21 protein-coding genes and 5 pseudogenes are annotated in these 25155 nt (G+C 61.8%); 24 read left to right on the top strand and 2 right to left on the bottom strand.

The window, feature by feature from the left end; all coding sequences use genetic code 11:
• Nucleotides 1-19: 19 nt before the first annotated feature.
• From JN403_RS12360 to JN403_RS12395, 8 genes and pseudogenes are all read left to right on the top strand, one after another.
• Nucleotides 20-2235 (top strand): annotated as a pseudogene (locus tag JN403_RS12360) (DNA internalization-related competence protein ComEC/Rec2).
• Between the two features lie 83 nt (nt 2236-2318).
• A complete protein-coding gene (locus JN403_RS12365) occupies nt 2319-2993 on the top strand; it encodes a MotA/TolQ/ExbB proton channel family protein (protein ID WP_172609193.1) in 675 nt (224 codons plus the stop codon).
• Nucleotides 2990-3420, top strand: a pseudogene (locus JN403_RS12370) (biopolymer transporter ExbD). Before JN403_RS12365 ends, JN403_RS12370 begins: the two are co-directional and overlap by 4 nt.
• Nucleotides 3420-4413 (top strand): annotated as a pseudogene (gene lpxK, locus JN403_RS12375) (tetraacyldisaccharide 4'-kinase). The pseudogenes JN403_RS12370 and lpxK overlap by 1 nt, the downstream one beginning before the upstream one ends.
• 17 nt (nt 4414-4430) lie before the next feature.
• Nucleotides 4431-4616: a Trm112 family protein gene (locus JN403_RS12380; RefSeq protein WP_003174668.1), complete on the top strand. Its 186-nt coding sequence runs from the start codon at nt 4431-4433 to the stop codon at nt 4614-4616.
• Entirely contained in the window at nt 4613-5377 is a 765-nt protein-coding gene (kdsB, locus tag JN403_RS12385) for a 3-deoxy-manno-octulosonate cytidylyltransferase (RefSeq protein ID WP_205487137.1), read from the top strand. Before JN403_RS12380 ends, kdsB begins: the two co-directional genes overlap by 4 nt.
• Before the next feature lie 46 nt (nt 5378-5423).
• Nucleotides 5424-6443: a UDP-N-acetylmuramate dehydrogenase gene (murB, locus tag JN403_RS12390; RefSeq protein WP_205487138.1), complete on the top strand. Its 1020-nt coding sequence runs from the start codon at nt 5424-5426 to the stop codon at nt 6441-6443.
• A 59-nt stretch (nt 6444-6502) separates the two neighbouring features.
• Nucleotides 6503-7098, top strand: a pseudogene (locus tag JN403_RS12395) (nucleotidyltransferase family protein).
• 92 nt (nt 7099-7190) lie between these two features.
• Here JN403_RS12395 and rne read toward each other — a convergent pair.
• Nucleotides 7191-10511, bottom strand: a complete 3321-nt coding sequence (gene rne, locus JN403_RS12400) for a ribonuclease E (protein WP_205487139.1) — start codon at nt 10509-10511, stop codon at nt 7191-7193.
• Between the two features lie 715 nt (nt 10512-11226).
• Here rne and rluC point away from each other — a divergent pair.
• The 3 genes from rluC to JN403_RS12415 are packed head-to-tail and all read left to right on the top strand — an operon-like array spanning nt 11227 to nt 13862.
• The gene (rluC, locus tag JN403_RS12405; RefSeq protein ID WP_205487140.1) at nt 11227-12192 is read left to right on the top strand and encodes a 23S rRNA pseudouridine(955/2504/2580) synthase RluC; all 966 of its coding nucleotides are present in this window, start codon (nt 11227-11229) and stop codon (nt 12190-12192) included.
• On the top strand, nt 12182-12862 hold the full coding sequence (locus tag JN403_RS12410) for an HAD-IA family hydrolase (RefSeq protein WP_205487141.1): 681 nt from the start codon (nt 12182-12184) through the stop codon (nt 12860-12862). Before rluC ends, JN403_RS12410 begins: the two co-directional genes overlap by 11 nt.
• A 7-nt stretch (nt 12863-12869) precedes the next feature.
• Complete coding sequence (locus JN403_RS12415; protein ID WP_205487142.1) at nt 12870-13862, top strand: S49 family peptidase; 993 nt, start codon at nt 12870-12872, stop codon at nt 13860-13862.
• 71 nt (nt 13863-13933) lie between these two features.
• On the opposite strand, the gene JN403_RS12420 is transcribed toward JN403_RS12415, so the two are convergent.
• A complete protein-coding gene (locus tag JN403_RS12420) occupies nt 13934-14512 on the bottom strand; it encodes a nucleoside triphosphate pyrophosphatase (protein ID WP_205487143.1) in 579 nt (192 codons plus the stop codon).
• A gap of 106 nt (nt 14513-14618) precedes the next feature.
• Here JN403_RS12420 and JN403_RS12425 point away from each other — a divergent pair, with 106 nt between their 5' ends.
• From JN403_RS12425 to JN403_RS12485, 13 genes and pseudogenes are all read left to right on the top strand, one after another.
• Nucleotides 14619-15146, top strand: a complete 528-nt coding sequence (locus tag JN403_RS12425) for a YceD family protein (protein WP_065993122.1) — start codon at nt 14619-14621, stop codon at nt 15144-15146.
• Between the two features lie 13 nt (nt 15147-15159).
• Nucleotides 15160-15342 carry a 50S ribosomal protein L32 gene (gene rpmF, locus JN403_RS12430; RefSeq protein WP_003179396.1) on the top strand — a complete coding sequence of 61 codons (183 nt, stop codon included), beginning with the start codon at nt 15160-15162 and terminating at the stop codon, nt 15340-15342.
• A 4-nt stretch (nt 15343-15346) separates the two neighbouring features.
• Nucleotides 15347-16354 carry a phosphate acyltransferase PlsX gene (gene plsX, locus JN403_RS12435; protein ID WP_205487144.1) on the top strand — a complete coding sequence of 336 codons (1008 nt, stop codon included), beginning with the start codon at nt 15347-15349 and terminating at the stop codon, nt 16352-16354.
• A gap of 138 nt (nt 16355-16492) precedes the next feature.
• A pseudogene (gene fabD / locus JN403_RS12440) lies at nt 16493-17430 on the top strand (ACP S-malonyltransferase).
• A 15-nt stretch (nt 17431-17445) separates the two neighbouring features.
• Entirely contained in the window at nt 17446-18183 is a 738-nt protein-coding gene (fabG, locus tag JN403_RS12445; RefSeq protein ID WP_037011760.1) for a 3-oxoacyl-ACP reductase FabG, read from the top strand.
• A 186-nt stretch (nt 18184-18369) separates the two neighbouring features.
• Nucleotides 18370-18606 (top strand): acyl carrier protein, encoded by a 237-nt coding sequence (acpP, locus tag JN403_RS12450; RefSeq protein ID WP_016973676.1) that lies wholly within the window; start codon nt 18370-18372, stop codon nt 18604-18606.
• Nucleotides 18607-18713: 107 nt separating this feature from the next.
• Nucleotides 18714-19958, top strand: a complete 1245-nt coding sequence (gene fabF, locus JN403_RS12455) for a beta-ketoacyl-ACP synthase II (RefSeq protein ID WP_205487145.1) — start codon at nt 18714-18716, stop codon at nt 19956-19958.
• Nucleotides 19958-20773, top strand: coding sequence for an aminodeoxychorismate lyase (gene pabC / locus JN403_RS12460; RefSeq protein WP_205487300.1), 816 nt, complete (start codon nt 19958-19960; stop codon nt 20771-20773). Before fabF ends, pabC begins: the two co-directional genes overlap by 1 nt.
• Before the next feature lie 3 nt (nt 20774-20776).
• Nucleotides 20777-22030 (top strand): endolytic transglycosylase MltG, encoded by a 1254-nt coding sequence (gene mltG / locus JN403_RS12465; protein ID WP_205487146.1) that lies wholly within the window; start codon nt 20777-20779, stop codon nt 22028-22030.
• Nucleotides 22031-22073: 43 nt separating this feature from the next.
• Nucleotides 22074-22718, top strand: a complete 645-nt coding sequence (tmk, locus tag JN403_RS12470; RefSeq protein WP_205487147.1) for a dTMP kinase — start codon at nt 22074-22076, stop codon at nt 22716-22718.
• Nucleotides 22711-23697 carry a DNA polymerase III subunit delta' gene (locus JN403_RS12475; protein ID WP_205487148.1) on the top strand — a complete coding sequence of 329 codons (987 nt, stop codon included), beginning with the start codon at nt 22711-22713 and terminating at the stop codon, nt 23695-23697. Before tmk ends, JN403_RS12475 begins: the two co-directional genes overlap by 8 nt.
• Before the next feature lie 43 nt (nt 23698-23740).
• Nucleotides 23741-24097, top strand: a complete 357-nt coding sequence (locus JN403_RS12480) for a PilZ domain-containing protein (protein ID WP_037011754.1) — start codon at nt 23741-23743, stop codon at nt 24095-24097.
• A 15-nt stretch (nt 24098-24112) separates the two neighbouring features.
• Nucleotides 24113-24898, top strand: coding sequence for a TatD family hydrolase (locus tag JN403_RS12485; RefSeq protein ID WP_205487149.1), 786 nt, complete (start codon nt 24113-24115; stop codon nt 24896-24898).
• Nucleotides 24899-25155: the final 257 nt, after the last annotated feature.

Consider the following 25155-nt stretch of genomic DNA (forward strand, 5'->3'; position numbering starts at 1 on the left):
CGCAGACAAGGAAAGCCTCATGCGCACAGGGATGCTCGCCCTCGCACTCGGACTGCTGACGCTACGTTTTCTGCCAGCATTACCGCCGGTCTGGTTGCTGCTGGCGATGCCCGTGGTGGCGCTGATGCTGCTGCCGTTTCGCACCTACCCCCTGGCGTTTTATCTGTTCGGGCTGACCTGGGCCTGCGTCTCGGCGTCGTCGGCGCTGGATGACCGACTGGCCGAGCGCCTCGATGGGCAAACGCTCTGGCTGGAGGGACGCGTCCTCGGGCTGCCGCAGACAATCGACGGCGTCGTGCGGTTTCAGCTGGATGATCCCGTTTCACGACGCGCGCGGCTTCCCGAACAGATCCGCATTGGCTGGTACGGCGGGCCGCCGGTCAATAGCGGGGAGCGTTGGCGTCTGGCGGTCAAACTCAAGCGCCCGGGTGGGCTGGTCAATCCCGGCGCGTTCGATTACGAGGCATGGCTGCTGGCGCAGCGCATTGGGGCCACCGGCACCGTGGTGGACGGCCAGTTGCTCGAACCGGCCCAGGACAATTGGCGCGACAGCATTCGCCAGCGCCTGCTGAGTGTGGATGCCCAGGGCCGGGAGGGCGGTCTGGCGGCCTTGGTGCTGGGGGACGATTCCGGATTGAGCGCCGCCGATTGGCAAGTCCTGCAGGACACCGGCACCGTTCACTTGCTGGTCATTTCCGGAACGCACATCGGCTTGCTCGCCGGTTTGCTCTACGGCCTGGTGGCTGGCTTGGCCCGATGGGGCGCGTGGCCGCCATTTCTGCCCTGGCTGCCCTCGGCGTGCATGGCGGCCTTCGCGGGCGCGCTGGCATATGGCGTGCTGGCGGGCTTTGAAGTGCCGGTGCAGCGGGCTGTCACCATGCTGGGTCTGGTGCTGCTGTGGCGTCTTCGTTTCCGCCATCTGGGCGCCACCTGGCCGCTGTTGCTGGCGCTGAATCTGGTGCTGCTCGCCGAGCCACTGATCACGTTGCGCCCGGGTTTCTGGCTGTCGTTTCTTGCGGTCGCGATCCTGATGCTGATCTTCAGCGGGCGGCTCGGGCCGTGGAGCTGGCTGCAGAGCTGGACCCGCGCACAGTGGCTGATCGCGGTGGGGCTGCTGCCGGTGCTGCTGATGTTGAGCTTGCCGGTGAGCGTGAGCGGTCCCGCCGTCAATCTGCTCGCCGTGCCGTGGTTGAGCCTGCTGATCTTGCCCCTGGCGTTGCTCGGCACGGCGCTGCTTGCTATCCCTCCGCTGGGCGAAAGTCTGTTGTGGCTGGCAGGCGGCGCGATGGACGGGCTGTTTCGCTGGCTGACGTTCATGGCCGATCTCGCTCCCGCCTGGACCGGCCCCAACGTGCCACTGTGGGTCTGGCCACTGAGCCTGTTCGGCGCGTTTCTGCTGTTGCTGCCCAAAGGCCTGCCGATGCGTCCGTTGGGCTGGCCGTTACTGTTGCTTTGCATCTTCCCGCCGCAGAAAACCGTGCCTGTCGGGCAGGTCGAAGTGCTGCAGCTGGATGTGGGGCAGGGGCTCGCCATCCTGCTGCGCACCCGCGACCACGCCCTGCTGTACGACGCAGGGCCGCGTTTCGGTGATTTCGATATCGGTGAGCGCGTCGTATTGCCGGCCATTCGGCGCGCCGGGCTCAAGCAACTGGACACCCTGCTGCTCAGTCATGCCGATGCTGATCATGCCGGTGGTGCCGCTGCCGTTCACAAGGGCGTGCCGGTCGCGCGGGTGCTGACGGGTGACGTAGGGCGCATGCCGACCGAATTGTCAGCCGAGTCCTGCCGTAACGGGGAAACATGGACGTGGGATGAAGTCGTTTTTCCACTTGGATATGGGAGCAGGCCGCCGAGGGCAATCAGGCTTCCTGTGTGCTCAGCGTCGAGGCCAATGGCGAGCGGCTGTTGCTGACCGGTGATATCGACGTCGCTGCCGAACGCGCGATGCTCGACGACGGCTTCAACGTCAGCGCCCACTGGCTGCAATCTCCCCACCACGGCAGCCGCAGCTCGTCGTCCCGGGGGTTTCTGCGCGCGGTCGGTGCGCGGGGCGTGCTGATTTCCCGAGGCCGCAATAATGCGTTCGGCCATCCCCATCCGCTGGTGATGTCCCGATACGCATGGTCGGGCATGGAGATTCACGACAGCGCTGTGCTGGGTGCTATTACCGTGCAATTGGGCGCTTACGAAAGGGCGCTGGCCGAACGTAGGACGCGACGCTTCTGGCGTGACTGAAAGGTCTGGTTATTCATCGACACGTTCGGCGAGGCGCCGACGCTATGTTAGAGTGGCGCCACTTTTTTTGAGGGGTGGTCGCTGTGTGGGAGCTGGTCAAATCAGGTGGCTGGATGATGCTACCGATCATTTTGAGTTCCATCGCCGCCGTCGGAATCATCATTGAACGCCTCTGGACCCTGCGCGCCAGTCGCATCACGCCGCCGCATTTGCTCGGCCAGGTGTGGCGCTGGATTCAGGACAAGCAACTGAGCGCCGAAAAGCTCAAAGAGCTGCGCGCCGACTCGCCGCTGGGTGAAATCCTCGCCGCCGGTCTGGCCAATTCCCGCCATGGTCGCGAGATCATGAAAGAGTGCATCGAGGAGGCCGCAGCCCGGGTCATTCACGAGCTCGAACGCTATCTGGCGACACTCGGGACCATCGCTGCCATGGCCCCGCTGCTGGGTCTGCTCGGCACCGTGCTCGGCATGATCGACATCTTCAGCTCGTTCACCAGCAGTGGCATGACGGGCAACGCCGGCATGCTTGCCGGCGGTATTGGCAAGGCACTGATCTGCACCGCGTCCGGCCTGACCGTTGCGATTCCCGCGATCTTCTTCCATCGCTACCTGCAAACGCGCGTCGATGAGCTAGTGGTCGGCATGGAACAGGAAGCCATCAAACTGGTGGAAGTCGTGCAGGGCGACCGTGACGTCGACCTCACCGACGCCAAGCCGGACATCAAGGCTGCCGCACGTGGCGAGGGCAAGAAGAAGTGAAATTCCGCCGTCGCAAACCCAGGGAGACCATCGACATCAATCTGGTGTCGCTGATCGACGTGGTGTTCATTCTGCTGCTGTTCTTTGTTGTGACCACCACGTTCACCCGGGAAACCCAACTGCGCGTTGACCTGCCCCAGGCCGTGACCGGCGCTTCGGCCGATGACGTCGACAAAAACACGTCGACATCACCATCAATGCCGACGGCGTGTATTCGGTGAACAACACCCTGCTGGGCGACAGCAAGCTGGAAACCCTCATCGACGCCCTGCAGAAGGAATCCGAGGGCGACACCAGTCTGCCGCTGTCGATCAGCGCTGACGGCAAGACCCCGCACCAGGCGGTGATCACCGCCATGGACGCCGCCGGCAAACTCGGTTTCGCCCATTTGCGCATGACCACCGTCGAGGCCGCATCGGCTAACTGATGGCATTCACTGACCGACTGCTCGACGCCTGGTACAACGGCCATCCGGCGCTGGTGCTGTTGCGCCCGCTCGAATGCCTGTACCGGCGCGTGGTGAACCGCAAGCGCGCGCTTCCTCGCAGGGCAGGGCGACATTTATAAAGCGCCCGTCCCGGTGGTGGTCGTCGGCAATATCACTGTCGGTGGCACCGGAAAGACGCCGCTGATCCTCTGGATGATTGATCATTGCCGGGCGCGCGGGCTGCGCGTCGGTGTGGTCAGCCGGGGCTACGGCGCAAAACCGCCGAGCCTGCCCTGGCGCGTACGGCCGCACCAAGCTGCCGAGCATGCGGGCGATGAACCGCTGCTGATCGTCAATCGCACCGGCGTGCCATTGATGATCGACCCGGACCGCTCGCAGGCCGTGCGCGCCCTGCTCGCTGAAGAGCCCCTTGATCTCATTCTCTCGGACGACGGCCTGCAGCACTATCGCCTGAATCGTGACCTCGAACTGGTGCTGATCGATGCCGTGCGCGGGCTTGGCAATCGCCGCTGCCTGCCGGCAGGCCCGTTGCGCGAACCGGTCGAGCGGCTGCGGCGCGTGGATGCGCTGCTGTACAACGGCGCGGGCGCGGATCGCGAAGACGGCTTCGGGTTTCAGCTCAAGCCCTCGGCGCTGGTCAACCTGGTAACCGGTGAGCGCCGGCCGGTCGATCATTTTTCGCGCGGTCAGCAGGTCCACGCAGTGGCCGGCATCGGTAACCCACAACGTTTCTTCAACACCCTCGAAGGACTACACTGGCGGCCTGTTCCACATGCGTTCGCCGACCACGCCGTGTTCAGTGCCCAGGCGCTGTCGTTCACCCCGGCATTGCCCTTGGTCATGACCGAGAAGGACGCCGTAAAATGCGCGTCTTTTGCCGCGCTGGACTGGTGGTACCTGACCGTGGAAGCCGTGCCTTCGCCGGCGTTCGTCAGTTGGTTCGATTCGCAGTTAACCCGTCTTTTGCCATGACTCGCTCAGGATCTCTTATGGACACCAAATTGCTCGACATTCTTGCCTGCCCGATCTGCAAGGGTCCGCTCAAGCTCAGCGCCGACAAAACCGAGCTGATCAGCAAAGGCGCCGGCCTGGCCTACCCGATCCGCGACGGCATCCCGGTGATGCTGGAGAGCGAAGCGCGCACCCTTACCACTGACGAGCGTCTGGACAAATGACCGCAGCGTTCACCGTTGTCATTCCGGCGCGCTACGGCTCCAGTCGCTTTCCCGGCAAGCCACTGAAAACCATCGCTGGCAAGCCGATGATCCAGCACGTCTGGGAACAGGCGCGTAAAAGCAGCGCAGAGCGCGTGGTGGTTGCCACTGACGATCAGCGCATCGTCGACGCCTGCCAGGCGTTCGGCGCCGAAGTGCTGATGACCCGCGACGATCACAATTCCGGCACCGACCGCCTGGCTGAAGTCGCCGCCCAGCTGGGTCTGGCCGATGACGCCATCGTGGTCAACGTCCAGGGCGACGAGCCAATGATCCCGCCCGCCGTGATCGATCAGGTCGCCGACAATCTTGCGGCTCATCCCGAGGCGCGCATGTCGACCCTTGCCGAGCCAATCGAGGACGTGACCTCACTGTTCAATCCCAACGTGGTCAAGGTCTGCTCTGATCTCAACGGCCTGGCGCTGACTTTCAGCCGCGCGCCGCTGCCCTGGGCTCGCGATGCCTTGGCGAAGTCCCGCGATACGCTGCCAGAAGGCGTGCCGTATCGCCGCCACATCGGCATCTATGCCTACCGCGCCGGGTTCCTCCACGACTTTGTCAGCTGGGGCCCATGCTGGCTGGAAAACACAGAAAACCTCGAGCAGTTGCGTGCGCTTTGGCACGGTGTGCGCATTCACGTGGCCGACGCCCTCGAGGCGCCACCGGCCGGCGTCGATACCGCGGAAGACCTGGAACGCGTTCGTCGTCTGCTGGAGGCTTGATGAGCGTGGGTTTGGTACTTCTTCCACTGTTTTCGCGGACGCATCCATGACGCTGAATGTGCAACACGACGTGTCTCTCAAGCCCTACAACACGTTCGGCGTAAATGTCCGCGCCCGGCGCTTTGCCGAGGCGTTCAGCGACGACGACGTACGCGAGGCCTTGGCGTATTCGACCCGCCACGACGTGCCGTTGATGGTCATCGGCGGCGGCAGCAACTTGCTGCTGATCCGTGACGTCGATGCCCTTGTATTGCGCATGGCCTGCCGTGGCATCCGCATCGTTCACGAGGATTGCGACGGCGCCATTGTCGAAGCGGAGGCGGGCGAGCCCTGGCATCCGTTCGTGCTGGACACACTCGCCCAGGGGTTGGCGGGGCTGGAAAACCTCAGCCTGATCCCCGGCACCGTCGGCGCTGCACCGATGCAAAACATCGGCGCTTACGGCGTTGAGCTCAAGGATGTTTTTCACAGCCTGACCGCGATTGATCGGCACAGCGGCGAGCTGCGGGAATTTGTCCTGGCCGACTGCGAGTTCGGCTACCGCGACAGCTTATTCAAGCGTCAGCCAAACCGTTGGCTGATCCTGCGTGTTCGCTTCAAGCTCAGCTACTCGGCGACCCTTCACCTCGATTACGGGCCGGTGCGTCAGCGCCTGGAAGAGCAGGGCATCAAAGAGCCTTCGCCGATGCACGTGAGCCGGGCGATCTGCGCCATTCGCAGCGAAAAACTGCCGGACCCCGCCACGCTGGGCAACGCAGGGAGCTTCTTCAAGAACCCGCTGGTGTCCGCCGAGCGTGTGGCTGCCATCAAACTTACGCACCCTGGCGTCGTCGGCTACCCTCAGGCCGATGGCCAGGTAAAGCTGGCGGCCGGCTGGTTGATCGAGCAGGCGGGCTGGAAGGGCTTCCGTGACGGCGACGCAGGGGTTCATGCGCTGCAGTCGCTGGTGCTGGTCAATTATGGCCAGGCATCGGGCGAGCAATTGCTCGCTCTGGCGCAGCGGATTCAGGCGGACATCCTCGAGCGCTTCGGTGTTGCGCTGGAAATGGAACCCAACCTCTATTGATCGGGGCGTGTCCTCCGGTTTGAGCGTCACTTAGTCGCTATTCAGTGAGAGGGTTAACCATGAGTGAAACCCTATGCGCGATCGTGCTGGCGGCGGGCCACGGCAGCCGATACCGCGCAGTTGCCGGTGACCACCGTAACAAGCTTCTGGCGCAATGCCTCGGGCGTGACGGCACGGAGCGATCTGTGCTGGAGCAGGTGCTTGTCACCGTCAGCCCCCTGGCCGATAAGACCGTCCTGCTGACCCGAGCCGATTACTGCAGCGTTGCCGAGTTGGGCCTGCGCCATGGCTATGAAGTGGTGGTACTGGATTCCCCCGGCATGGGCGACAGCATCGCCGCAGCCGTTTCGGCCGAGCCCGCCCATCGCGGCTGGTTGATTGCGTTGGGCGACATGCCTTTCATTGATCCTCACACCCTCGAACGTGTGGCCCGTTCGGTGGAGGACAACGCCATCAGCGTACCGCTCCATGGCGGAAAGTATGGGCACCCAGTCGCTTTTGGTCGTGCGTTCGGGCCGGCGCTCATGGCGCTGGCGGGGAGAAGGGCGCCAAAAGGTTATTCCAGGGCGCGCGGATCAAGGAGATCGAGGTCGACGACCCGGGCGTGTTGTGGGACGTGGACGTCCCCGCTGCGCTGACCTTTCAACCGCGCTGATCTCACACTCCGCATAACCTCAGGTCCCCTAGACGGCAGGCATAAAAAAGCCCCACCTGTTCACACAGGTGGGGCTTTTTGGTTACAGCCGATTAAACGAGCGGTTTAGGCTCATCCGAGGCTTGCGCCTCCTTCTGCTGACGCTCGGCTTCCAGACGACGGCGACGCACTTCACGAGGATCGTTCGGTGCACGGCCATTGCTGGCAACCGGCAGCGCAGGTGTTTCTTCTTTGGCCGGTTCTGCAACCGGCGCCTGAGGAGGTTCGACCGCCACTGGCGCGGCGACGATTTCCGGTGCTGCGGTCTGAGCGGCTGCTTCGACGGCCGGGGCGATGACCGGTTCAGCGGCCCCAGGCTGCTGAGCAACGGGTTCGACGACTTTCGGTGCCTCGATTTCCGGCGCCTTGGCTTGCTCTGGCTCTGCAGCCTGAGCCGGTTCAGTGATCTGAACGAGCTCAGGTGCTTTGGCAGGCTCGGCAGCCTGAACAGGCTCGGCTTTAACAGGCTCAACGACGTGAACCGGCTCAGCGACGGCTACTTCAACCGCCTCATGCACCAGTGCAGGAGTCGGCATAAACGCCGGGGCTTCCACAACCGCTGGCGCTTCAACAGCGACCGAAGACTCGGCACTGGCTGGCGTGTCGGTCGATTCGGCTTCAGCGGCTGCTTTCACCTGACGTTCGAACGGGCTCAGCGAGGCGTCGAATGTGGCCACTTCAACTTCCGGCATCACCGAACGCTTGGCTTCAGGTGCAGGGGCCTCGACGACCGGGGCTTCTGGCGCTGCTTCGAAAGCCTGAGCGGCCGGTGCAGCGTCAGTCGCGCTTGCGTCAACGGATGCGGTGGCGCGTTCAGCCTGGCGGTGGGCATCGGCTTCGGCAGTGGCGCTGATAACGCGCTCCGCTACCGCCGCGACGCTTGCACTGGCGGCGACGTTGCCACGGTCAGCGTTCGCGTGCACTTCGTCATGGGACTCATGACCACGCTCGCTGCCTTCGCCGTCGTTGGCTTCAGAACCTTCCGAACCCTCTACGCCTTCGCTGCCTTCGATTTCATTGCCATTGGCATCACGCTGACGCTCGCGACGGTTGCTGCGACGACGCTGACCGCGTGAACGACGACGAGGGCGATCGCCTTCGGCGTGCTCCTGGTTGTCATCCTGTTGCTCTTCGGTGGTCAGCAGGGTTTCGTCTTCGGCAGCCACTGCAGCCTGTTCAGCGCGCGGTTGACGCTCTTCACGCGGTGCACGTGGCTGACGCTCTTCACGCGGAGCTCGCTCAGGGCGTTCTTCGCGGGGCAGGTTGACCGCCGGTGCGGCGTCGATCGGCTCACGCAGTTCACGCACACGCTCTTCACGCGGCTTGCGGTCTTCACGTCCAGCACGTGGCTGACGCTCTTCCCGTGGTGCACGGGCCGGACGCTCTTCGCGCGGTGCCGTGGTTTCTTCACGCGGTTCGCGCGGTGCACGCTCTTCACGAGGCGCGCGCTCTTCGCGTGGGGCACGTTCTTCACGGGGTGCGCGTTCTTCGCGATCGGCACGCGGCGCGCGTTCTTCACGCGGCTTGCGCTCTTCGTCACGACGGCCGTTACGGCTGCGGCTCTGCTGACGGCCATTACGGCGCTCGTCATTGCGCGCAGGACGCTCGGTAGCCGGTTTTTCAACCACGGCGGCAGGCGCGACAGCAGCAGGCTCTTCCTTGGAAGCGAACAGGCTGACCAGCGATTTCACCAGGCCCTTGAACAGGCTTGGCTCATGGGCGACCGGTGCAGGCGCAACAGCGACCGGCGCAGCGGCTTCAACCGGAACCGGTGCATTGGCACGGACCGGGGCGGTCTTGACTGCCGCTTCCTGACGAACCAGGGTGCGGGTGGCGGCGGCAGGCGGCGCCACTTCTTCCACTTCAGCAGCAGCGGCAGCGATTTCATAGCTGGTCTGCAGGCTGTGGGCTTCCGGACTGTCATCACGCAGACGCTGCACTTCGAAGTGCGGGGTCTCGAGATGGTCGTTCGGCAGAATGATGATGCGAGCGCGGGTGCGCAGTTCGATTTTGGTGATCGAGTTGCGTTTTTCGTTGAGCAGGAACGCAGCGACCGGGATCGGCACCTGAGCGCGCACTTCGGCCGTACGGTCTTTCAGGGCTTCTTCTTCGATCAGGCGCAGGATCGCCAGCGACAGCGATTCAACGTCACGGATGATGCCGGTGCCGTTGCAACGCGGGCAAACGATACCGCTGCTCTCGCCCAGGGAGGGACGCAGACGCTGACGGGACATTTCCAGCAAGCCGAAGCGCGAGATGCGACCGACCTGAACACGGGCACGGTCCGCCTCAAGGCTTTCACGGACCTTTTCTTCCACGGCGCGCTGGTTCTTGGCCGGGGTCATGTCAATGAAGTCGATGACGATCAGGCCGCCGATGTCGCGCAGACGCAGTTGACGGGCGATTTCCTCAGCCGCTTCAAGGTTGGTCTGCAGGGCGGTCTCTTCGATGTCGCTGCCCTTGGTGGCGCGCGCCGAGTTGATGTCGATGGACACCAGTGCTTCGGTCGGATCGATGACGATGGAGCCACCGGAAGGCAGTTCGACGACGCGCTGGAAGGCGGTTTCGATCTGGCTTTCGATCTGGAAGCGGTTGAACAGCGGAACGCTGTCTTCGTAGAGCTTGATCTTGCTGGCGTACTGCGGCATCACCTGACGGATGAAGGTCAGCGCTTCTTCCTGGGCTTCGACGCTGTCGATCAGCACTTCGCCGATGTCCTGGCGCAGATAGTCGCGGATGGCGCGGATGATGACGTTGCTTTCCTGATAGATCAGGAACGGCGCGGAGCGGTCGAGGGAAGCCTCTTTGATCGCGGTCCACAGTTGCAGCAGGTAATCGAGGTCCCACTGCATTTCTTCGCTGCTGCGGCCAAGGCCAGCAGTGCGAACGATCAGACCCATGTCGGCAGGGGCGATCAGGCCGTTCAGCGCTTCACGCAGTTCGTTGCGCTCTTCGCCTTCGATACGACGCGAGATGCCGCCGGCGCGAGGGTTGTTCGGCATCAGGACCAGATAACGGCCTGCGAGGCTGATGAATGTGGTCAGGGCAGCGCCCTTGTTGCCACGCTCTTCTTTCTCGACCTGAACGATGACTTCCTGGCCTTCGCTCAGGACGTCCTTGATGTTGACGCGGCCTTCGGGCGACTTCTTGAAGTATTCGCGGGAGATTTCTTTCAGCGGCAGAAAGCCGTGACGCTCGGAGCCGAAGTCGACAAACGCGGCTTCAAGGCTGGGTTCGATACGCGTGATCCGGCCTTTATAGATGTTGGCCTTCTTCTGTTCGCGGGCCCCGGATTCGATGTCCAGGTCGTAGAGGCGCTGGCCGTCTACCAGCGCAACACGCAACTCTTCGGGTTGAGTTGCGTTAATCAGCATTCTTTTCATGTAGTACCGTCGGTTTCCGGGCTGCCGGAAACGGCGTTCGGCACACACGACTTCTCACGGTCGGTGTCAGGGCACGTCAGGAGTGCTTGAACACTCCAGTGTCTAACGAGGTTCGGCCAGCGGGGCCGAGTCGCGACGACGTTCCTGCTTGCTGTGGTGACAAATGACACCCTGTCAGCAAAAGCTTTGTCAGGAGGAGGAATCAACCATCGGTAGCGGACGATATGAAGCGTCTTGAATAAAGCCTTGTGCTACACAGTCCGACGGTTGTGCGTCTCCACCCCACACGTATCCCTGATAATTCGGGTGCTGCCGCGCGCTGAATCCGCAGCGGGTTGCATTTATCGCGATCTTCCAGGGGAAGTTCGCGCGTCATGGCTCAAATAAGGCATGGTTTCCGAAGCATTCGCCCGGTGCGACTGCCAGCGACTGCACTTTGTGAACTGGCCTTGAACGTGGGCCTCGATGGCGAGTGACTCACTCTGCGATCGGGCTTGTTTCAGGCCTCATGTCACCTGCGCTCGTTACGCTCGCATGTCTTCCGTTGTCACCGAAAGCCCCGTAGGACGGCCTCGCGCCCTCGTGAATTGCGTTGAACAGGGCCGGCTGTCATACCGTTTGTCCGCTGTCCAGGCCGCTTTTGGCGGCGTTCGCGACTATAGCAGCAATCATTAAGTGCTTCAAATCCATAAAAAATTGTTATGATTTGCGCCATGACAAATCTCACCCCCCAACCCCCGGCGTCCGGCTGGTAGAGGTTGCGCCGGAATTTGCCGGTCAGCGCATCGATAACTTTCTGATCACGTACCTCAAGGGCGTTCCCAAGACCTTGATTTACCGCATTTTGCGCAAGGGCGAAGTGCGTGTGAACAAGGGCCGGATCAAGCCCGAGTACAAGCTTCAGGCGGGCGATGTCGTGCGCGTCCCACCCGTTCGAGTGCCTGAGCGCGACGAACCTGTGCCGGTTGCCCAGGGTTTGCTGCAGCGTCTTGAGGCCGCCATTGTCCATGAAGACAAAGGCCTGATCGTCCTCAACAAACCCGCAGGCATCGCGGTTCACGGTGGCAGCGGCTTGAGCTTTGGCGTCATCGAAGCCTTTCGTCAGCTGCGTCCCGACGCCAAGGAGCTGGAACTGGTCCACCGTCTGGACCGTGACACCTCCGGGCTGCTGATGATCGCCAAAAAGCGCAGCATGTTGCGACACCTGCACGAACAGTTGCGCGGCGACGGCGTGGACAAGCGTTATATGGCGCTGGTCCGCGGAAACTGGCCGACCGCGCAGAAGCAGGTCCGGGCACCGTTGCTCAAGAGCAATCTTCGCTCCGGCGAGCGCATGGTCGAGGTCAATGAGGAGGGCAAGGAGGCGCTGACTCTGTTCAAGGTCCTGCGCCGCTTCGGCGACTTCGCCACCATGGTCGAAGCCCGGCCCATTACCGGCCGTACCCACCAGATTCGTGTCCACGCCTTACATGCCGGCCACTGCATCGCCGGTGACCCCAAGTACGGCGATGAAGATTTCAGCCGCGAAATTCGTGATCTCGGCGGCAAGCGTCTGTTCCTGCATGCCTATGCCCTGACCGTGCCTCTGCCGGACGGTGGCGAGTTGAAACTCGAAGCGCCCGTCGACGAGATGTGGGCCAAGACCGTGGAGCGACTGCTGCTTGCGCCCTGATTACGAACTGCTGATCTTCGATTGGGACGGCACGCTGTCCGACTCTATCGGTCGTATTGTCGACGCGATGCAAGCCGCCGCGCACCTTGCCCATCGTCCGGTACGTGATGATGCAGCCATCAAGGGCATTATTGGTCTGGGTTTGCCGGAAGCGATTCGCACCTTGTACCCGGACATCACGGCCAATGACCTGATCGAGTTCCGGCAGCACTACGCCGACCGTTACATGGCCATGGACGTTGAGCCTTCTAAACTGTTTGCCGGTGTGCATGAGTCGCTGGAGGCGTTTCGTGCCGAAGGCTATCGCCTGGCGGTCGCCACCGGCAAGGCCCGGCGTGGTCTGGATCGAGTGTTAAAGGCCCACGGCTGGACCGACTTCTTCGACGCCACCCGCGCAGCGGACGAAACGGCGAGCAAGCCGGATCCGCTGATGCTGAATGAAATCCTGCGGCATTGCGGCGTCAGGCCTGAAAAGGCGCTGATGATTGGCGATGCTTCGTTCGATCTGCTCATGGCTCGCAACGCCGGAATGGATTCAGTGGCTGTCGGGTACGGCGCGCAAGCGCTAGGCTCTCTGCTTCAATATCAGCCGCGTCTGGCGATCGAGCACTTTTCCGAATTGCGCACCTGGTTGGGTGCGCGGACTGCTGAAACTTCGTTGTTGGGGTAACTGATCTATGTCGGACGAATGGAAATCTCCGTCTTCGCCAGAGCGCGACGACGCAGGGGATGCAAAAAGCTGGAAACTGCTGGAAAAGACCCTGCTCGCCAGTGTGCAGGAGCAGCGCAGGTCGCGACGCTGGGGAATCTTTTTCAAGTCCCTGACCTTTCTTTATCTGTTCGGCGCGCTGGCGTTGTTTTCGCCGCTCATGGATTTCGGCAAGGGCGCCTCGCGCAGCACTAGTCACACGGCGCTGATCGAAGTGAAGGGCATGATCGCCGACACCGAGGCCGCCAGTGCCGACAATATCGTTGGCAGCCTGCGGGCAGCGTTCGAGGACGAAAAAACCAAGGGCGTGATTCTGCGTATCAATAGCCCGGGCGGTAGTCCGGTGCAGTCCGGCTACATCTACGATGAAATCCGACGATTGCGTGCGCAAAAGCCGAACATCAAGGTGTATGCGGTGATCACTGATCTCGGGGCGTCTGGTGCGTATTACATTGCCAGCGCCGCCGACCAGATCTATGCCGACAAGGCCAGTCTGGTGGGTTCGATCGGTGTCACGGCGGCCGGTTTCGGTTTCGTCGGCACGATGGAGAAGCTGGGTGTTGACCGTCGTACCTATACCTCGGGCGAGCACAAGGCCTTCCTTGACCCGTTCCAGCCGCCAAAGCCTGACGAGACTGCGTTCTGGCAGGGTGTTCTGGACACCACTCACAACCAGTTCATCGCCAGCGTCAAAGCGGGTCGCGGTGATCGCCTGAAGGACAAGGACCATCCGGAGTTGTTCTCGGGGCTGGTCTGGACGGGCGAGCAGGCGGTGGGCTTGGGGCTGATCGATGGGCTTGGCAGTGCCAGCTATGTGGCGCGCGATATCATCGGCGAGAAAGACCTGGTCGATTACACGGTTAAAGAGTCGCCGTTTGATCGTTTCTCCAAAAAGATGGGCGCCAGCGTCGCTGAGCAGATCGCGATGTGGGCAGGCTTCACTGGGCCGTCTCTGCGCTGATCGCGACAGTCTTGATGTGTGATGAAAAGCCCGGCCGATGGTCGGGCTTTTCGTATCGGTTTTTAGCGAGGTCAGGGCAGTTCGACGCCCTCGTTTATCAGCATGTCCACCAAGCGTATTAAAGGAAGGCCGATCAGGCTGGTCGCATCCGGGCCTTCGGTGCGGCGGAACAGGCTGACGCCCAGTCCTTCGGCCTTGAAGCTGCCGGCGCAGTCATAAGGTTGTTCGGCGTGCAGGTAGCGGCTGATGCGAGCGTCGTCCAACTGGCGCATGTGGACGGTGAAGGGCACGCAATCAACCTGGGCCTGACCCGTGCGGCTATTGAAGAGCACAAGCCCGGTGAGGAAGCTGACGCTGTTGCCGCTGCTCGCCTTCAGCTGTTCCAGCGCGCGCTCGAACGTGTGGGGCTTGCCGAGAACCTGTTCGCCAAGCACGGCCACCTGGTCTGACCCGATAATTAAGTGGTCGGGGAATTGGTCAGCCAGTGCCATGGCTTTTTCGCGCGCCAGGCGGGTCACAAGATCGACGGCCGGTTCGTCTGGGCGACGACTTTCATCGATGTCGGGTGAGGCACAGACGAACGGCAATCGCAGGCGATCGAGCAATTCGCGGCGGTAGGGCGAGCTGGAAGCAAGGAGTAGAGGCAGCATGGGGTGCTCCGTAACATGAAAGTCGAGTGTAATCAGCGGCTCAGGTTGCGAACAGGCCTGAATTTCCTTTGACAGTCGCAAGGGTCGTCCCTAGAATGCTGCGCCTATGTTGAATGACCCGATTCCACCTCACGTTGACCCGCGCAAATTAGCTGATCGTGGCACTACTCTTCAGGGAGAGATGCTGCTGGCTGATTTGGAGAGACTCTGCGACCCGCTTGCTGACAATCTCGGTACGGTGCAGGCGAAATTCGTTTTTGAGCGAGACGAGCAGCGCGCTGTGGTTATCCACAGTGCAATTGACGTCGAAGTCAAAATGGTTTGCCAGCGTTGTCTTGAGCTGGTCACCTTTCCGATCCACAGCGAATGCAGTTATGCGGTGGTGAAGGAGGGTGCAAACACCCAGTCGTTGCCGAAAGGCTATGACGTGCTGGAACTCGGCGAAGATCCCATGGATCTGCTGGCTTTGATCGAGGATGAGCTTCTGCTCGCCTTGCCCATTGTTCCAACTCATGATCCGAAAGAATGCCAGCCGCCGGCGGACCTCAACGAGTCCGAACCGAGCGAGGACGAGGTAACGCGGTCCAACCCGTTCAGTGTATTGGCGCAGTTAAAGCGTGACCCAAACGTTTAGGAGTTAATCAATTATGGCTGTTCAGCAGAACAAAAAATCCCGCTCTGCCCGTGACATGCGTCGTTCCCACGACGCTCTCGAGGCTAGCACCCTGTCTGTAGAAAAAACCACCGGTGAAGTTCACCTGCGTCACCACGTATCGCCAGAAGGCGTATACCGTGGCCGTAAAGTGATCGACAAGGGCGCTGACGAGTAATTTCTTGTCTGCTCCGGTCATCGCGATCGACGCAATGGGCGGGGACTTCGGTCCCCGCAACATTGTTCAGGCCAGCATTGCCTGCCTGCTTGCTACACCCTCGCTACACCTGACCCTCGTCGGTCAATCCTCCCTTCTTGAAGAACTCATCGCACGCCACTCCGGTGTCGATCGCTCACACCTGCGCGTTGTGCACGCCAGCGAAGTCATCACCATGGATGAGCGCCCGTCCCAGGCCTTGCGCGGCAAGCCTGATTCGTCGATGCGCGTCGCGCTGGGACTTCTCGCCGAAGGCAAGGCCCACGCCTGTGTCAGTGCAGGCAACACCGGCGCCTTGATGGCGCTGTCCCGGTTTGTGTTGAAAACCCTGCCGGGCATCGACCGCCCGGCCATGGTGGCCGCGATGCCGACACGCAGTGGTTATTGCCAGTTGCTGGATCTGGGCGCGAACGTCGATTGCACCGCCGAGCATCTTTACCAGTTCGCCGTGATGGGTTCGGTGGCGGCAGAGGCGCTGGGCGTGGTGCGACCCAGAGTCGCACTGCTGAACGTCGGCACCGAAGACATCAAGGGTAATCAGCAGGTCAAGCTGGCTGCCGGTTTGTTGCAGGCTGCGCCGGGGCTGAATTACATCGGCTTTGTCGAAGGCGATGGCCTCTATCGGGGTGAGGCGGATGTGGTGGTTTGCGACGGCTTCGTCGGCAATGTGCTGCTGAAATCCAGCGAAGGCCTGGCGTTGATGATTGGCGAGCGGATCGAGCGGTTGTTTCGCCGCAACCTGCTGTCGCGGCTGGTGGGTTTGATGGCAAGGCCTGTGCTCGGCAGACTCAAGGCCGATCTGGCGCCCGCGCGGCACAACGGCGCCAGTTTTCTGGGTCTGCAGGGCATTGTGGTGAAGAGCCACGGCTCGGCCGATGCCCAGGGTTTCCAGAGCGCGATACAGCGGGCGCTCATCGAGATTCAGGAAAACCTGCCACAGCGCTTGCGCGGTCGTCTTGAGGATCTGCTTTAGGGCTTCGATCCGAGTCTTGGGCTAGAATGTGACGCCTGTGACCGAGTGGTCATCCAACTGTCCATCGCAACACATTGAATTACTTCGCGTTCGGCCCGCCGGACGCTCATTTTGACGACAATAATCAGGGGCTTGTTAATGTCTGCTTCCGTCGCATTTGTCTTTCCGGGCCAAGGCTCGCAGTCCCTCGGCATGCTGGCCGAGCTGGGCGCGCAGCATCCGCTGGTGCTGGAAACGTTCAAAGAAGCTTCCGATGCTCTGGGCTATGACCTCTGGGCGCTGACCCAGCAGGGCCCGGAAGAAAGCCTCAATCAGACCGATAAAACCCAGCCTGCCATTCTTACCGCGTCGATCGCCTTGTGGCGTCTGTGGCTGGCGGAAGGCGGCGTGCGCCCGGCGTATGTCGCCGGCCACAGTCTGGGTGAGTACAGCGCGCTGGTTGCGGCTGGCAGCCTGACCCTTGCCGATGCGGTGAAGCTGGTCGAGCGTCGTGGTCAGTTGATGCAGGAAGCTGTGCCTGCGGGGCAGGGGGCATGGCGGCCATTCTGGGCCTGGACGATGCGGTGGTCATTGCCGCCTGTGCCGAAGCGGCTCAGGGCGAGGTGGTCAGTGCAGTGAATTTCAATTCACCCGGACAAGTCGTGATCGCCGGTGCCAAGGCCGCCGTTGAGCGCGCCATCGATGTTTGCAAGGCCAAGGGCGCCAAGCGTGCCTTGCCGTTGCCGGTGAGCGTGCCCTCGCACTGCGAGCTGATGCGCCCGGCGGCGGAACGCTTCGCCGAGTCGATCGCTGCCATTGACTGGCAGGTGCCGCAGATTCCGCTGGTGCAGAACGTCACCGCAGGTGTCGTGTCCGACCTCGATACCCTTAAAGCCGATCTGCTGCAGCAGCTCTACAAGCCAGTGCGCTGGGTTGAATCGATCCAGACGCTGGCAGCCCAGGGCGCCCTGCAACTGGTCGAATGCGGCCCGGGCAAGGTGCTTGCCGGATTGAACAAGCGTTGCGCCGATGGCGTGGCCACCTACAACCTCAATACCCCAGACGCCTTCGCCGCCGCTCGTGCGGCGCTGGCCTGATTAGGAGACGCCTGCATGAGTCAGGGTAAAGTTGCACTTGTCACCGGCGCGAGCCGAGGCATTGGCCGGGCGATCGCCCTTGAACTGGGTCGTAACGGCGCTACCGTTGTGGGCACAGCGACGTCCGAATCCGGCGCCGAGAAGATCACCGCTTATTTCAAGGAAAACGGCATCGAAGGCTTCGGCCTGGCGCTGGACGTGGGCAGTGACGAATCCGTTGCCGCTGCGCTCGCCCAGATCACCGAGCGCGTGGGTGCGCCGTTGATCCTGGTCAACAATGCCGGTATCACCCGTGACAACCTGATGATGCGCATGAAGGATGACGAGTGGCATGACGTCATCAACACCAACCTGAGCAGTCTGTTTCGCCTGTCCAAGGGCGTTCTGCGCGGGATGACCAAGGCGCGCTGGGGTCGGATCATCAGCATTGGTTCGGTGGTGGGTGCCATGGGCAACGCAGGTCAAGTAAACTACGCAGCCGCCAAGGCGGGTCTGGAAGGCTTCAGCCGTGCTCTGGCACGTGAAGTCGGGTCGCGCGCAGTGACGGTCAACTCGGTGACGCCGGGTTTCATCGACACCGACATGACTCGCGAGCTGCCAGAAGCGCAACGTGATTCCCTGACGGCACAGATTCCTCTGGGCCGACTGGGGCAGGCAGAAGAGATCGCGCATGTTGTCGCTTTTCTTGCCTCAGAAGGTGCAGGCTACGTGACCGGGGCTACAATCCCCGTTAACGGCGGCATGTACATGTGACCGGTCGTATCGAAAAAATGTCATACGGGCTGTCTAAAATCCGTTATAAAGCTGAAATCTTTTAAGGGGTAGAGGGCTGTTGGGCGTAGCGGGAATTGCGTTTAGCTTGAAATGCGCAAAACCTCTTCTATACACTTACCCATCGGCCAGCTGCCTGAATTTGTCCACTAGGAGTTAAAACACGGTATGAGCACCATCGAAGAGCGCGTCAAGAAAATCGTTGCCGAACAACTTGGCGTCAAGGAAGAGGAAGTCACCAACAGTGCTTCTTTCGTTGAAGACCTGGGTGCCGACTCCCTTGATACCGTAGAGCTGGTAATGGCTCTGGAAGAGGAATTCGAGACCGAAATCCCTGACGAAGAAGCCGAGAAGATCACCACCGTACAAGCCGCTATCGATTACGTTACTGCCCACCAGGCGTAAGATTTTGTAATCGTAGTTTGCTGTCCTGGAGAAACCGCACTGCCCCTGGCGTGCGGTTTTTTCTTTGAATAGGGCAGCGTTTCATCAATAGAAGAAAGGAGAGTCCTGTGTCGCGTAGACGCGTCGTGGTCACCGGTATGGGTATGCTGACGCCTTTGGGCACGGATGTGCCGAGCACCTGGCAAGGCATTCTGGCTGGCCAGAGTGGCATTGGGCCTATCGAACACACGGACCTGTCCCAGTACACCACCCGCTTCGGCGGTTCGGTGAAGGGATTCAACGTCGAGGAATACCTGTCGGCCAAAGAGGCCCGCAGACTCGACCTGTTCATCCAGTACGGGCTGGCTGCCAGCTTTCAGGCCGTGCGCAACTCCGGTATCGAGATCAACGACACCAATCGCGAGCGCGTCGGCGTGGCGATGGGATCGGGCATCGGGGGCCTCACCAACATTGAAAACACCAGCCGGCTGATGCATGAGCAGGGTCCTGGCAAGATTTCCCCGTTCTTCGTGCCGGGGTCGATCATCAACATGATTTCCGGGTTCCTGTCGATCCACCTCGGCGCACAGGGTCCCAACTACGCCATCGCCACTGCCTGCACCACGAGCACCCATTGCATCGGCATGGCCGCGCGCAACATCGCGTACGACGAAGCCGACGTGATGATTGCCGGCGGCGCTGAAATGGCGGCCTGCGGCCTGGGTATGGGCGGCTTCGGCGCTTCGCGCGCGCTGTCCACCCGCAACGATGAGCCCGCGCGCGCCAGCCGTCCGTGGGACAAAGGCCGTGACGGCTTTGTGCTGTCCAACGGTGCCGGCGCCATGGTCCTCGAAGAACTCGAGCACGCCAAAGCGCGGGGCGCGACCATTTACGCCGAGCTGATCGGCTTCGGCATGAGTGGCGATGCGTTTCACATGACTTCACCGCCGGATGACGGCGCCGGTGCCGCGCGCTGCATCACCAATGCTCTGCGTGACGCCAAGGTTCATCCGGATGAGGTGCAGTACATCAATGCCCACGGCACCTCGACGCCTGCGGGCGATCTGGCCGAAGTCAGCGCCATCAAGAAGGTGTTTGGCGAACACGCCTACAAACTGGCCGTCAGTTCGACCAAGTCGATGACAGGCCACCTGTTGGGCGCCGCCGGTGCGATCGAAGCGATTTTCAGCGTCCTGGCAATCAGGGATCAGGTTGCACCACCGACAATCAATCTCGATGAGCCGGACGAAGGCTGTGACCTGGACTTCGTTCCCCACGAGCCGCGCAAGATGCCGATCGACGTGGTGATCTCCAACTCCTTCGGTTTTGGTGGCACCAACGGTTCCTTGGTCTTCCGCCGGTACACCGAATGATTGCGAGCTGGATCGATGGCCTTGCTGCTGACTCCGTTGCCGTCAAGGATCGGGGTCTGGCGTACGGCGATGGTCTCTTCGAGACCGTCCTCGTCAAGGCCGGGCAACCAGTGCTCTTCCCCCGTCATCTGCAGCGTCTGACGCTGGGAGCGCAGCGCCTGGCACTTAACGTGGATCTGGCGCTGGTTGAGCAGGAATGCCGCCGATTCGCCGCCCATCTGGGTGAAGGCGTGATGAAGCTCATCGTCACCCGGGGCGATGGTGTGCGTGGTTATGCCCCCGCTTCGGACGCGCTGCCGCGACGCATCCTCCAAGGGGGCCCGCTGCCGGCTTACCCTGAAAGCCATGCAGAGCAGGGCATCAAACTGTTCGCTTGTCAGACCCGCCTCGCCGAGCAGCCGCTGCTGGCCGGGCTCAAGCACCTCAGTCGCCTTGAGCAAGTCCTGGCTCGTGGCGAATGGCAAAGTGCCGAGTACGCCGAAGGGCTGATGCGGGACGTGTCAGGGCGCATCGTCGAAGCGGTGTACAGCAATCTGTTTATGGTCAAGGCCGGGGTGTTGCTGACGCCGCACCTGCGCCGCTGCGGCGTGGCCGGTGTGATGCGGGCCGAGATCCTGGCGCTGGCGGAGCGCGAGAACATGCCGGCCCGTGAGCTTGACCTGCAGATGTCCGACCTGCAAAAGGCCGACGAGGTGTTCGTCTGCAACAGCCTGTACGGCATCTGGCCGGTACGCGGCGTCGAGCATCTGAACTGGCCGGTTGGGCCGCTGACCCGTAAACTCCAACACCTTGTTCGCGGGCTTCTGGATATCTGATTCGTGATCCGAAAATTACTCGTCTTGCTGGAAACAGGTGTGGTTCTGGCGGGGCTGTTGCTGGGTGTGGCTTATTGGCAGCAGAGCAGCGCGCTGCAACAGTCCCTCAATCTCACCCAGGAAAAACTGCTGGATGTGCCGGCGGGCTCTTCGCCAACCGGCGTGCTGAATCGGTTGCAGGCCGACGGTGTCATCAAGGATGCGTTCTGGCTGCGTTTGTACTGGCGCTTCAATCTGCAGGGCCAGTCGCTGCACAGCGGCGAATACCGCATGGTGCCGGGCATGAACGCCGAGTCGCTGCTCGATCTCTGGCAAAAAGGTGAAGTGGTGCAGTACAGCGTCACCCTTGTGGAGGGCTGGACATTCCGTCAGGTGCGCGCGGCGCTGGCCAGGCAGGTCAAGCTGGAGCAAACAGCGAGCGAGCTCAGTGACACCGAGTTGATGGCGAAGCTGGGCCATCCGGACGTCTTCCCCGAAGGCCGGTTTTTCCCGGACACTTATCGCTACGTGCGCGGCATGACCGACGTCGAGCTGCTCAAACAAGCCTACAACCGCCTCGATGAAGTGCTCCAGGAAGAGTGGGAGAAACGCGCTGCCGATGTGCCGTATACCGATGCCTACCAGGCGCTGATCATGGCGTCGCTGGTGGAAAAGGAAACCGGCGTGCCTCAGGAGCGCGGCCAGATTGCCGGCGTGTTCGTGCGTCGCTTGCAACAGGGCATGTTGCTGCAGACCGATCCGACCGTCATTTACGGCCTCGGCGACCGGTACAACGGCAAAATCACCCGGGCGTTGCTGAAAGAGGCTACGCCGTACAACACCTATGTCATCTCCGGCTTGCCGCCAACGCCGATTTCCATGGTCGGGCGCGAGGCGATCCATGCGGCGATGCACCCGGTGGCCGGCAACAGCCTGTACTTCGTGGCAAGAGGAGACGGCAGTCACGTTTTCTCCGCCGATCTGGATGCGCACAACGCGGCGGTGAAGGAGTTTCAGCTCAAGCGTCGCGCGGATTATCGTTCCAGCCCGGCGCCGGTCGTCGCACCGGCGGCGCCGGCTGATTCCCTCGATAAGCCCGCATCCGAACAGGAGCCCCTGGATTCACAACGTACTGATGCGCAGCCGACAGAGTCCAACGCTGCAGAGACTAAGTCAGTTGTGTCCAAGTCTGTAGAGCCGAGCGCGAGCGAGCACTCGCCGAAACCGCAGACAGACGCTGAAACGCCTTCGGCTCCAGCCAATGACCCCGGCAAATGACAACCGCGAGCACTCTCGCCATGAATCTGACCAAGGACTGCCCGTGACCGGCTTGTTTATTACCCTGGAAGGCCCCGAAGGCGCGGGCAAGAGCACCAACCGCGAGTACCTTGCCGAACGGCTGCGCAATGAGGGCATTGATGTCGTCCTGACCCGTGAGCCCGGTGGTACGCCGTTAGCCGAGCGCATCCGCGAGCTGCTGTTGACGCCCGGTGACGAGCCGATGTTCGTGGATACCGAACTGCTGCTGATGTTCGCCGCCCGCGCGCAGCACCTCGCCGCGCTGATTCGCCCGGCGCTGGCGCGAGGGGCCGTGGTGCTTTGCGATAGGTTTACCGATGCCACGTACGCGTATCAAGGAGGCGGCCGAGGCCTGCCCATCGAGCGTATCGCCGTGCTGGAGGATTTCGTCCAGGGTGCGCTGCGTCCGGATCTGACCCTGGTATTCGATCTGCCCATCGAAATCGGCCTGGCGCGCGCGTCCGCTCGGGGTCAGCTGGACCGTTTCGAGCAAGAAGGCCGGGCGTTCTTCGACGCTGTCCGCAGCACGTACCTGTCCCGTGCGGCCGCCGCCCCCGAGCGTTATCGCCTGGTGGACGCGTCGCTGCCGCTGACTGACGTTCAGGCGTCCCTCGATGTTCTGGTCCCCGACCTGATCGCTCTGCTGGCGGCTCGCCGGCATGGCTGAAGCCTATCCCTGGCAGCACGGCCTGTGGCAGCAACTGGCAGGCCGCAAGCAGCATGCTCACGCCTATTTGCTGCACGGCCCGGCCGGTATCGGCAAGCGGGCGCTGGCCGAGCGTTTGATGTACCTGCTGCTGTGCCAGCGCCCGGCAGGCTTGGAGGCCTGCGGCCAATGCAAATCCTGCTCGCTGCTGGCGGCCGGCAGTCACCCTGACCATTACGTGCTGGAGCCTGAAGAAGCCGACAAGGCGATCAAGGTCGATCAAGTGCGCGACCTGGTCAGCTTTGTGGTGCAGACCGCGCAGATGGGCGGGCGCAAAGTGGTGCTGATAGAACCGGTCGAGGCGATGAACATCAACGCCGCTAACGCCCTGCTGAAAAGCCTGGAAGAGCCTTCGGGCAACACCGTCCTGTTGCTGGTCAGCCATCAGCCGAGTCGGCTGCTGCCCACGGTCAAGAGCCGTTGCGTGCAACAGGCGTGTCCTTTGCCCAGCGATGCCATGAGCATCGCCTGGCTGGCCGATGCACTGCCCGATTGCACCGAACAGGAACGCGCCGATCTGCTGACCCTCGCGGCCGGTTCGCCGCTGGTGGCGGTCAAGCTGCAGGCCCAGGGCGTTCATGAGCAACGGGCGTTGGTGGTCGACGGTGTTAAAAAGCTGCTCAAGGGCCAGCAATCGCCGACCCAGCTGGCCGAAGGCTGGAAAGACATCCCGTTGTTGCTGCTGTTCGACTGGTTCTGCGACTGGTCAAGCCTGATCCTGCGCTATCAATTGACCCAGGATGAAGATGGCTTGGGCTTGGCCGACATGCGCAAGGTAGTGCAGTACCTGGCGCAGAAATCTTCCCGGCGCAATGTGCTGGCGATACAGGACTGGGTCCTGCTGCAGCGCCAGAAGGTCATGTCAAAAGCGAACCTCAACCGGGTTTTGTTGCTCGAAGCGTTATTGGTGCAGTGGGCAGGCCTGACCGGACAGGGTTAGACTGGCCATCTGCATGACATCATGCATTGCCTGAGGAAACGAGATGAGCGTGCCACTGAGTCCAGGTCCACGAAACGGCATTCTGTCCCTGACCATCAAGGACAAGTCCGTCCTGTACGCCGCGTACATGCCGTTCATCAAAAACGGCGGCCTGTTCATTCCCACCAGCAAAAGCTACAAGCTGGGCGATGAAGTGTTCATGCTGCTCAACCTGATGGACGAGCCTGAAAAGATTCCGGTCGCGGGCAAGGTCACCTGGATCACCCCGAAGGGTGCTCAGGGAAACCGCGCCGCTGGCGTTGGGGTGCAGTTCAACGATGGCGACAACACCGCGCGCAATATGATTGAAAACTACCTGGCCGGAGCGCTTAAGTCCGACCGTCCTACCCACACGATGTAAGTTGCCCCCGCCGCCATGCTTGTAGATTCCCATTGCCACCTTGACCGCCTCGACCTCAGCGCCCACGACGGCTCCCTCGACAACGCCCTTCAAGCGGCGAGAGAGCGGGGCGTCGGGCACTTCCTGTGCATCGGCGTCAGCGCTGACAACGCCAGCGCCGTAAAAGCGTTGGCCGACCGTTACGACGACGTTGATTGCTCGGTCGGCATTCACCCCCTTGACCTCAAGCCCGGCGAGGCGCCTGCACTGGAGTGGCTGCTCGGCGAGCTGAATCATCCGCGCGTGGTGGCCATCGGCGAAACCGGTCTGGATTATCACTACGAACCTGAGGCTGCCGAGTTGCAACAGGCCTCGTTCCGGCTTCATCTGCAAGCGGCCAAAGTGACCGGCAAGCCGGTGATCGTTCATACCCGCGGAGCGCGGGCCGACACCTTGGCGCTGTTGCGCGAGGCCGCTTTGCCACAAGCGGGTGTGTTGCATTGCTTCACCGAAGACTGGGACATGGCCAAGGCTGCGCTGGATCTGGGGTTTTATATTTCGCTGTCCGGCATCGTCACCTTCCGCAATGCTGACGCGTTGCGGGACGTCGCCAGTAAAGTGCCCGCCGACCGGCTGCTGGTCGAGACCGACTCGCCGTACCTGGCGCCTATCCCTTATCGGGGCAAGCCGAACCTGCCGCAATACGTGCGTGAAGTGGCCGAGTTTCTGGCGATGTTGCGCGGCGAGACCTACGAGCGTTTTGCCGAGCAGACCAGCGAGAACTTCAAGCGGCTGTTCCCGCTGGCGCGCGTCAAAGGCTGACTCCCCGGTGCATGCGTTGCTTTCCAGCGCTTGCGCCGCGGCAAGCCCGGGCGCTCGTCAAATCGCAGGCAAAAAAACCCGGGTTCTGGGGGTGAATCCGGGTTAAGACCATTAGGAGTAAAACAAAGACACGCTGTCCATTGGTGTCCTTACCAACGCTGCACTTGGGGGAGATGCGGCGGTGGCGAATATAAGTATTGGCTATAATCCGCAGGCGTCCAGCCGCCGACTGTACGATTTTTAAACAGTTTTGGAAT

This window comes from Pseudomonas sp. 15A4 (assembly GCF_016925575.1).
In the GTDB taxonomy this organism is placed as follows: Bacteria; Pseudomonadota; Gammaproteobacteria; order Pseudomonadales; family Pseudomonadaceae; genus Aquipseudomonas.

Excerpts from the sequence above, each read along its gene's own strand:
- kdsB (WP_205487137.1), top strand. The coding sequence starts at position 4,613 with ATGACCGCAGCGTTCACCGTTGTCATTCCGGCGCGCTACGGCTCCAGT.
- JN403_RS12415 (WP_205487142.1), top strand. The coding sequence starts at position 12,870 with ATGTCGGACGAATGGAAATCTCCGTCTTCGCCAGAGCGCGACGACGCA.
- JN403_RS12425 (WP_065993122.1), top strand. The coding sequence starts at position 14,619 with ATGTTGAATGACCCGATTCCACCTCACGTTGACCCGCGCAAATTAGCT.
- acpP (WP_016973676.1), top strand. The coding sequence starts at position 18,370 with ATGAGCACCATCGAAGAGCGCGTCAAGAAAATCGTTGCCGAACAACTT.
- JN403_RS12475 (WP_205487148.1), top strand. The coding sequence starts at position 22,711 with ATGGCTGAAGCCTATCCCTGGCAGCACGGCCTGTGGCAGCAACTGGCA.
- JN403_RS12420 (WP_205487143.1), bottom strand. The coding sequence starts at position 14,512 with ATGCTGCCTCTACTCCTTGCTTCCAGCTCGCCCTACCGCCGCGAATTG.
- fabG (WP_037011760.1), top strand. The coding sequence starts at position 17,446 with ATGAGTCAGGGTAAAGTTGCACTTGTCACCGGCGCGAGCCGAGGCATT.
- JN403_RS12485 (WP_205487149.1), top strand. The coding sequence starts at position 24,113 with ATGCTTGTAGATTCCCATTGCCACCTTGACCGCCTCGACCTCAGCGCC.
- rne (WP_205487139.1), bottom strand. The coding sequence starts at position 10,511 with ATGCTGATTAACGCAACTCAACCCGAAGAGTTGCGTGTTGCGCTGGTA.
- JN403_RS12480 (WP_037011754.1), top strand. The coding sequence starts at position 23,741 with ATGAGCGTGCCACTGAGTCCAGGTCCACGAAACGGCATTCTGTCCCTG.
- murB (WP_205487138.1), top strand. The coding sequence starts at position 5,424 with ATGACGCTGAATGTGCAACACGACGTGTCTCTCAAGCCCTACAACACG.
- rpmF (WP_003179396.1), top strand. The coding sequence starts at position 15,160 with ATGGCTGTTCAGCAGAACAAAAAATCCCGCTCTGCCCGTGACATGCGT.
- JN403_RS12380 (WP_003174668.1), top strand. The coding sequence starts at position 4,431 with ATGGACACCAAATTGCTCGACATTCTTGCCTGCCCGATCTGCAAGGGT.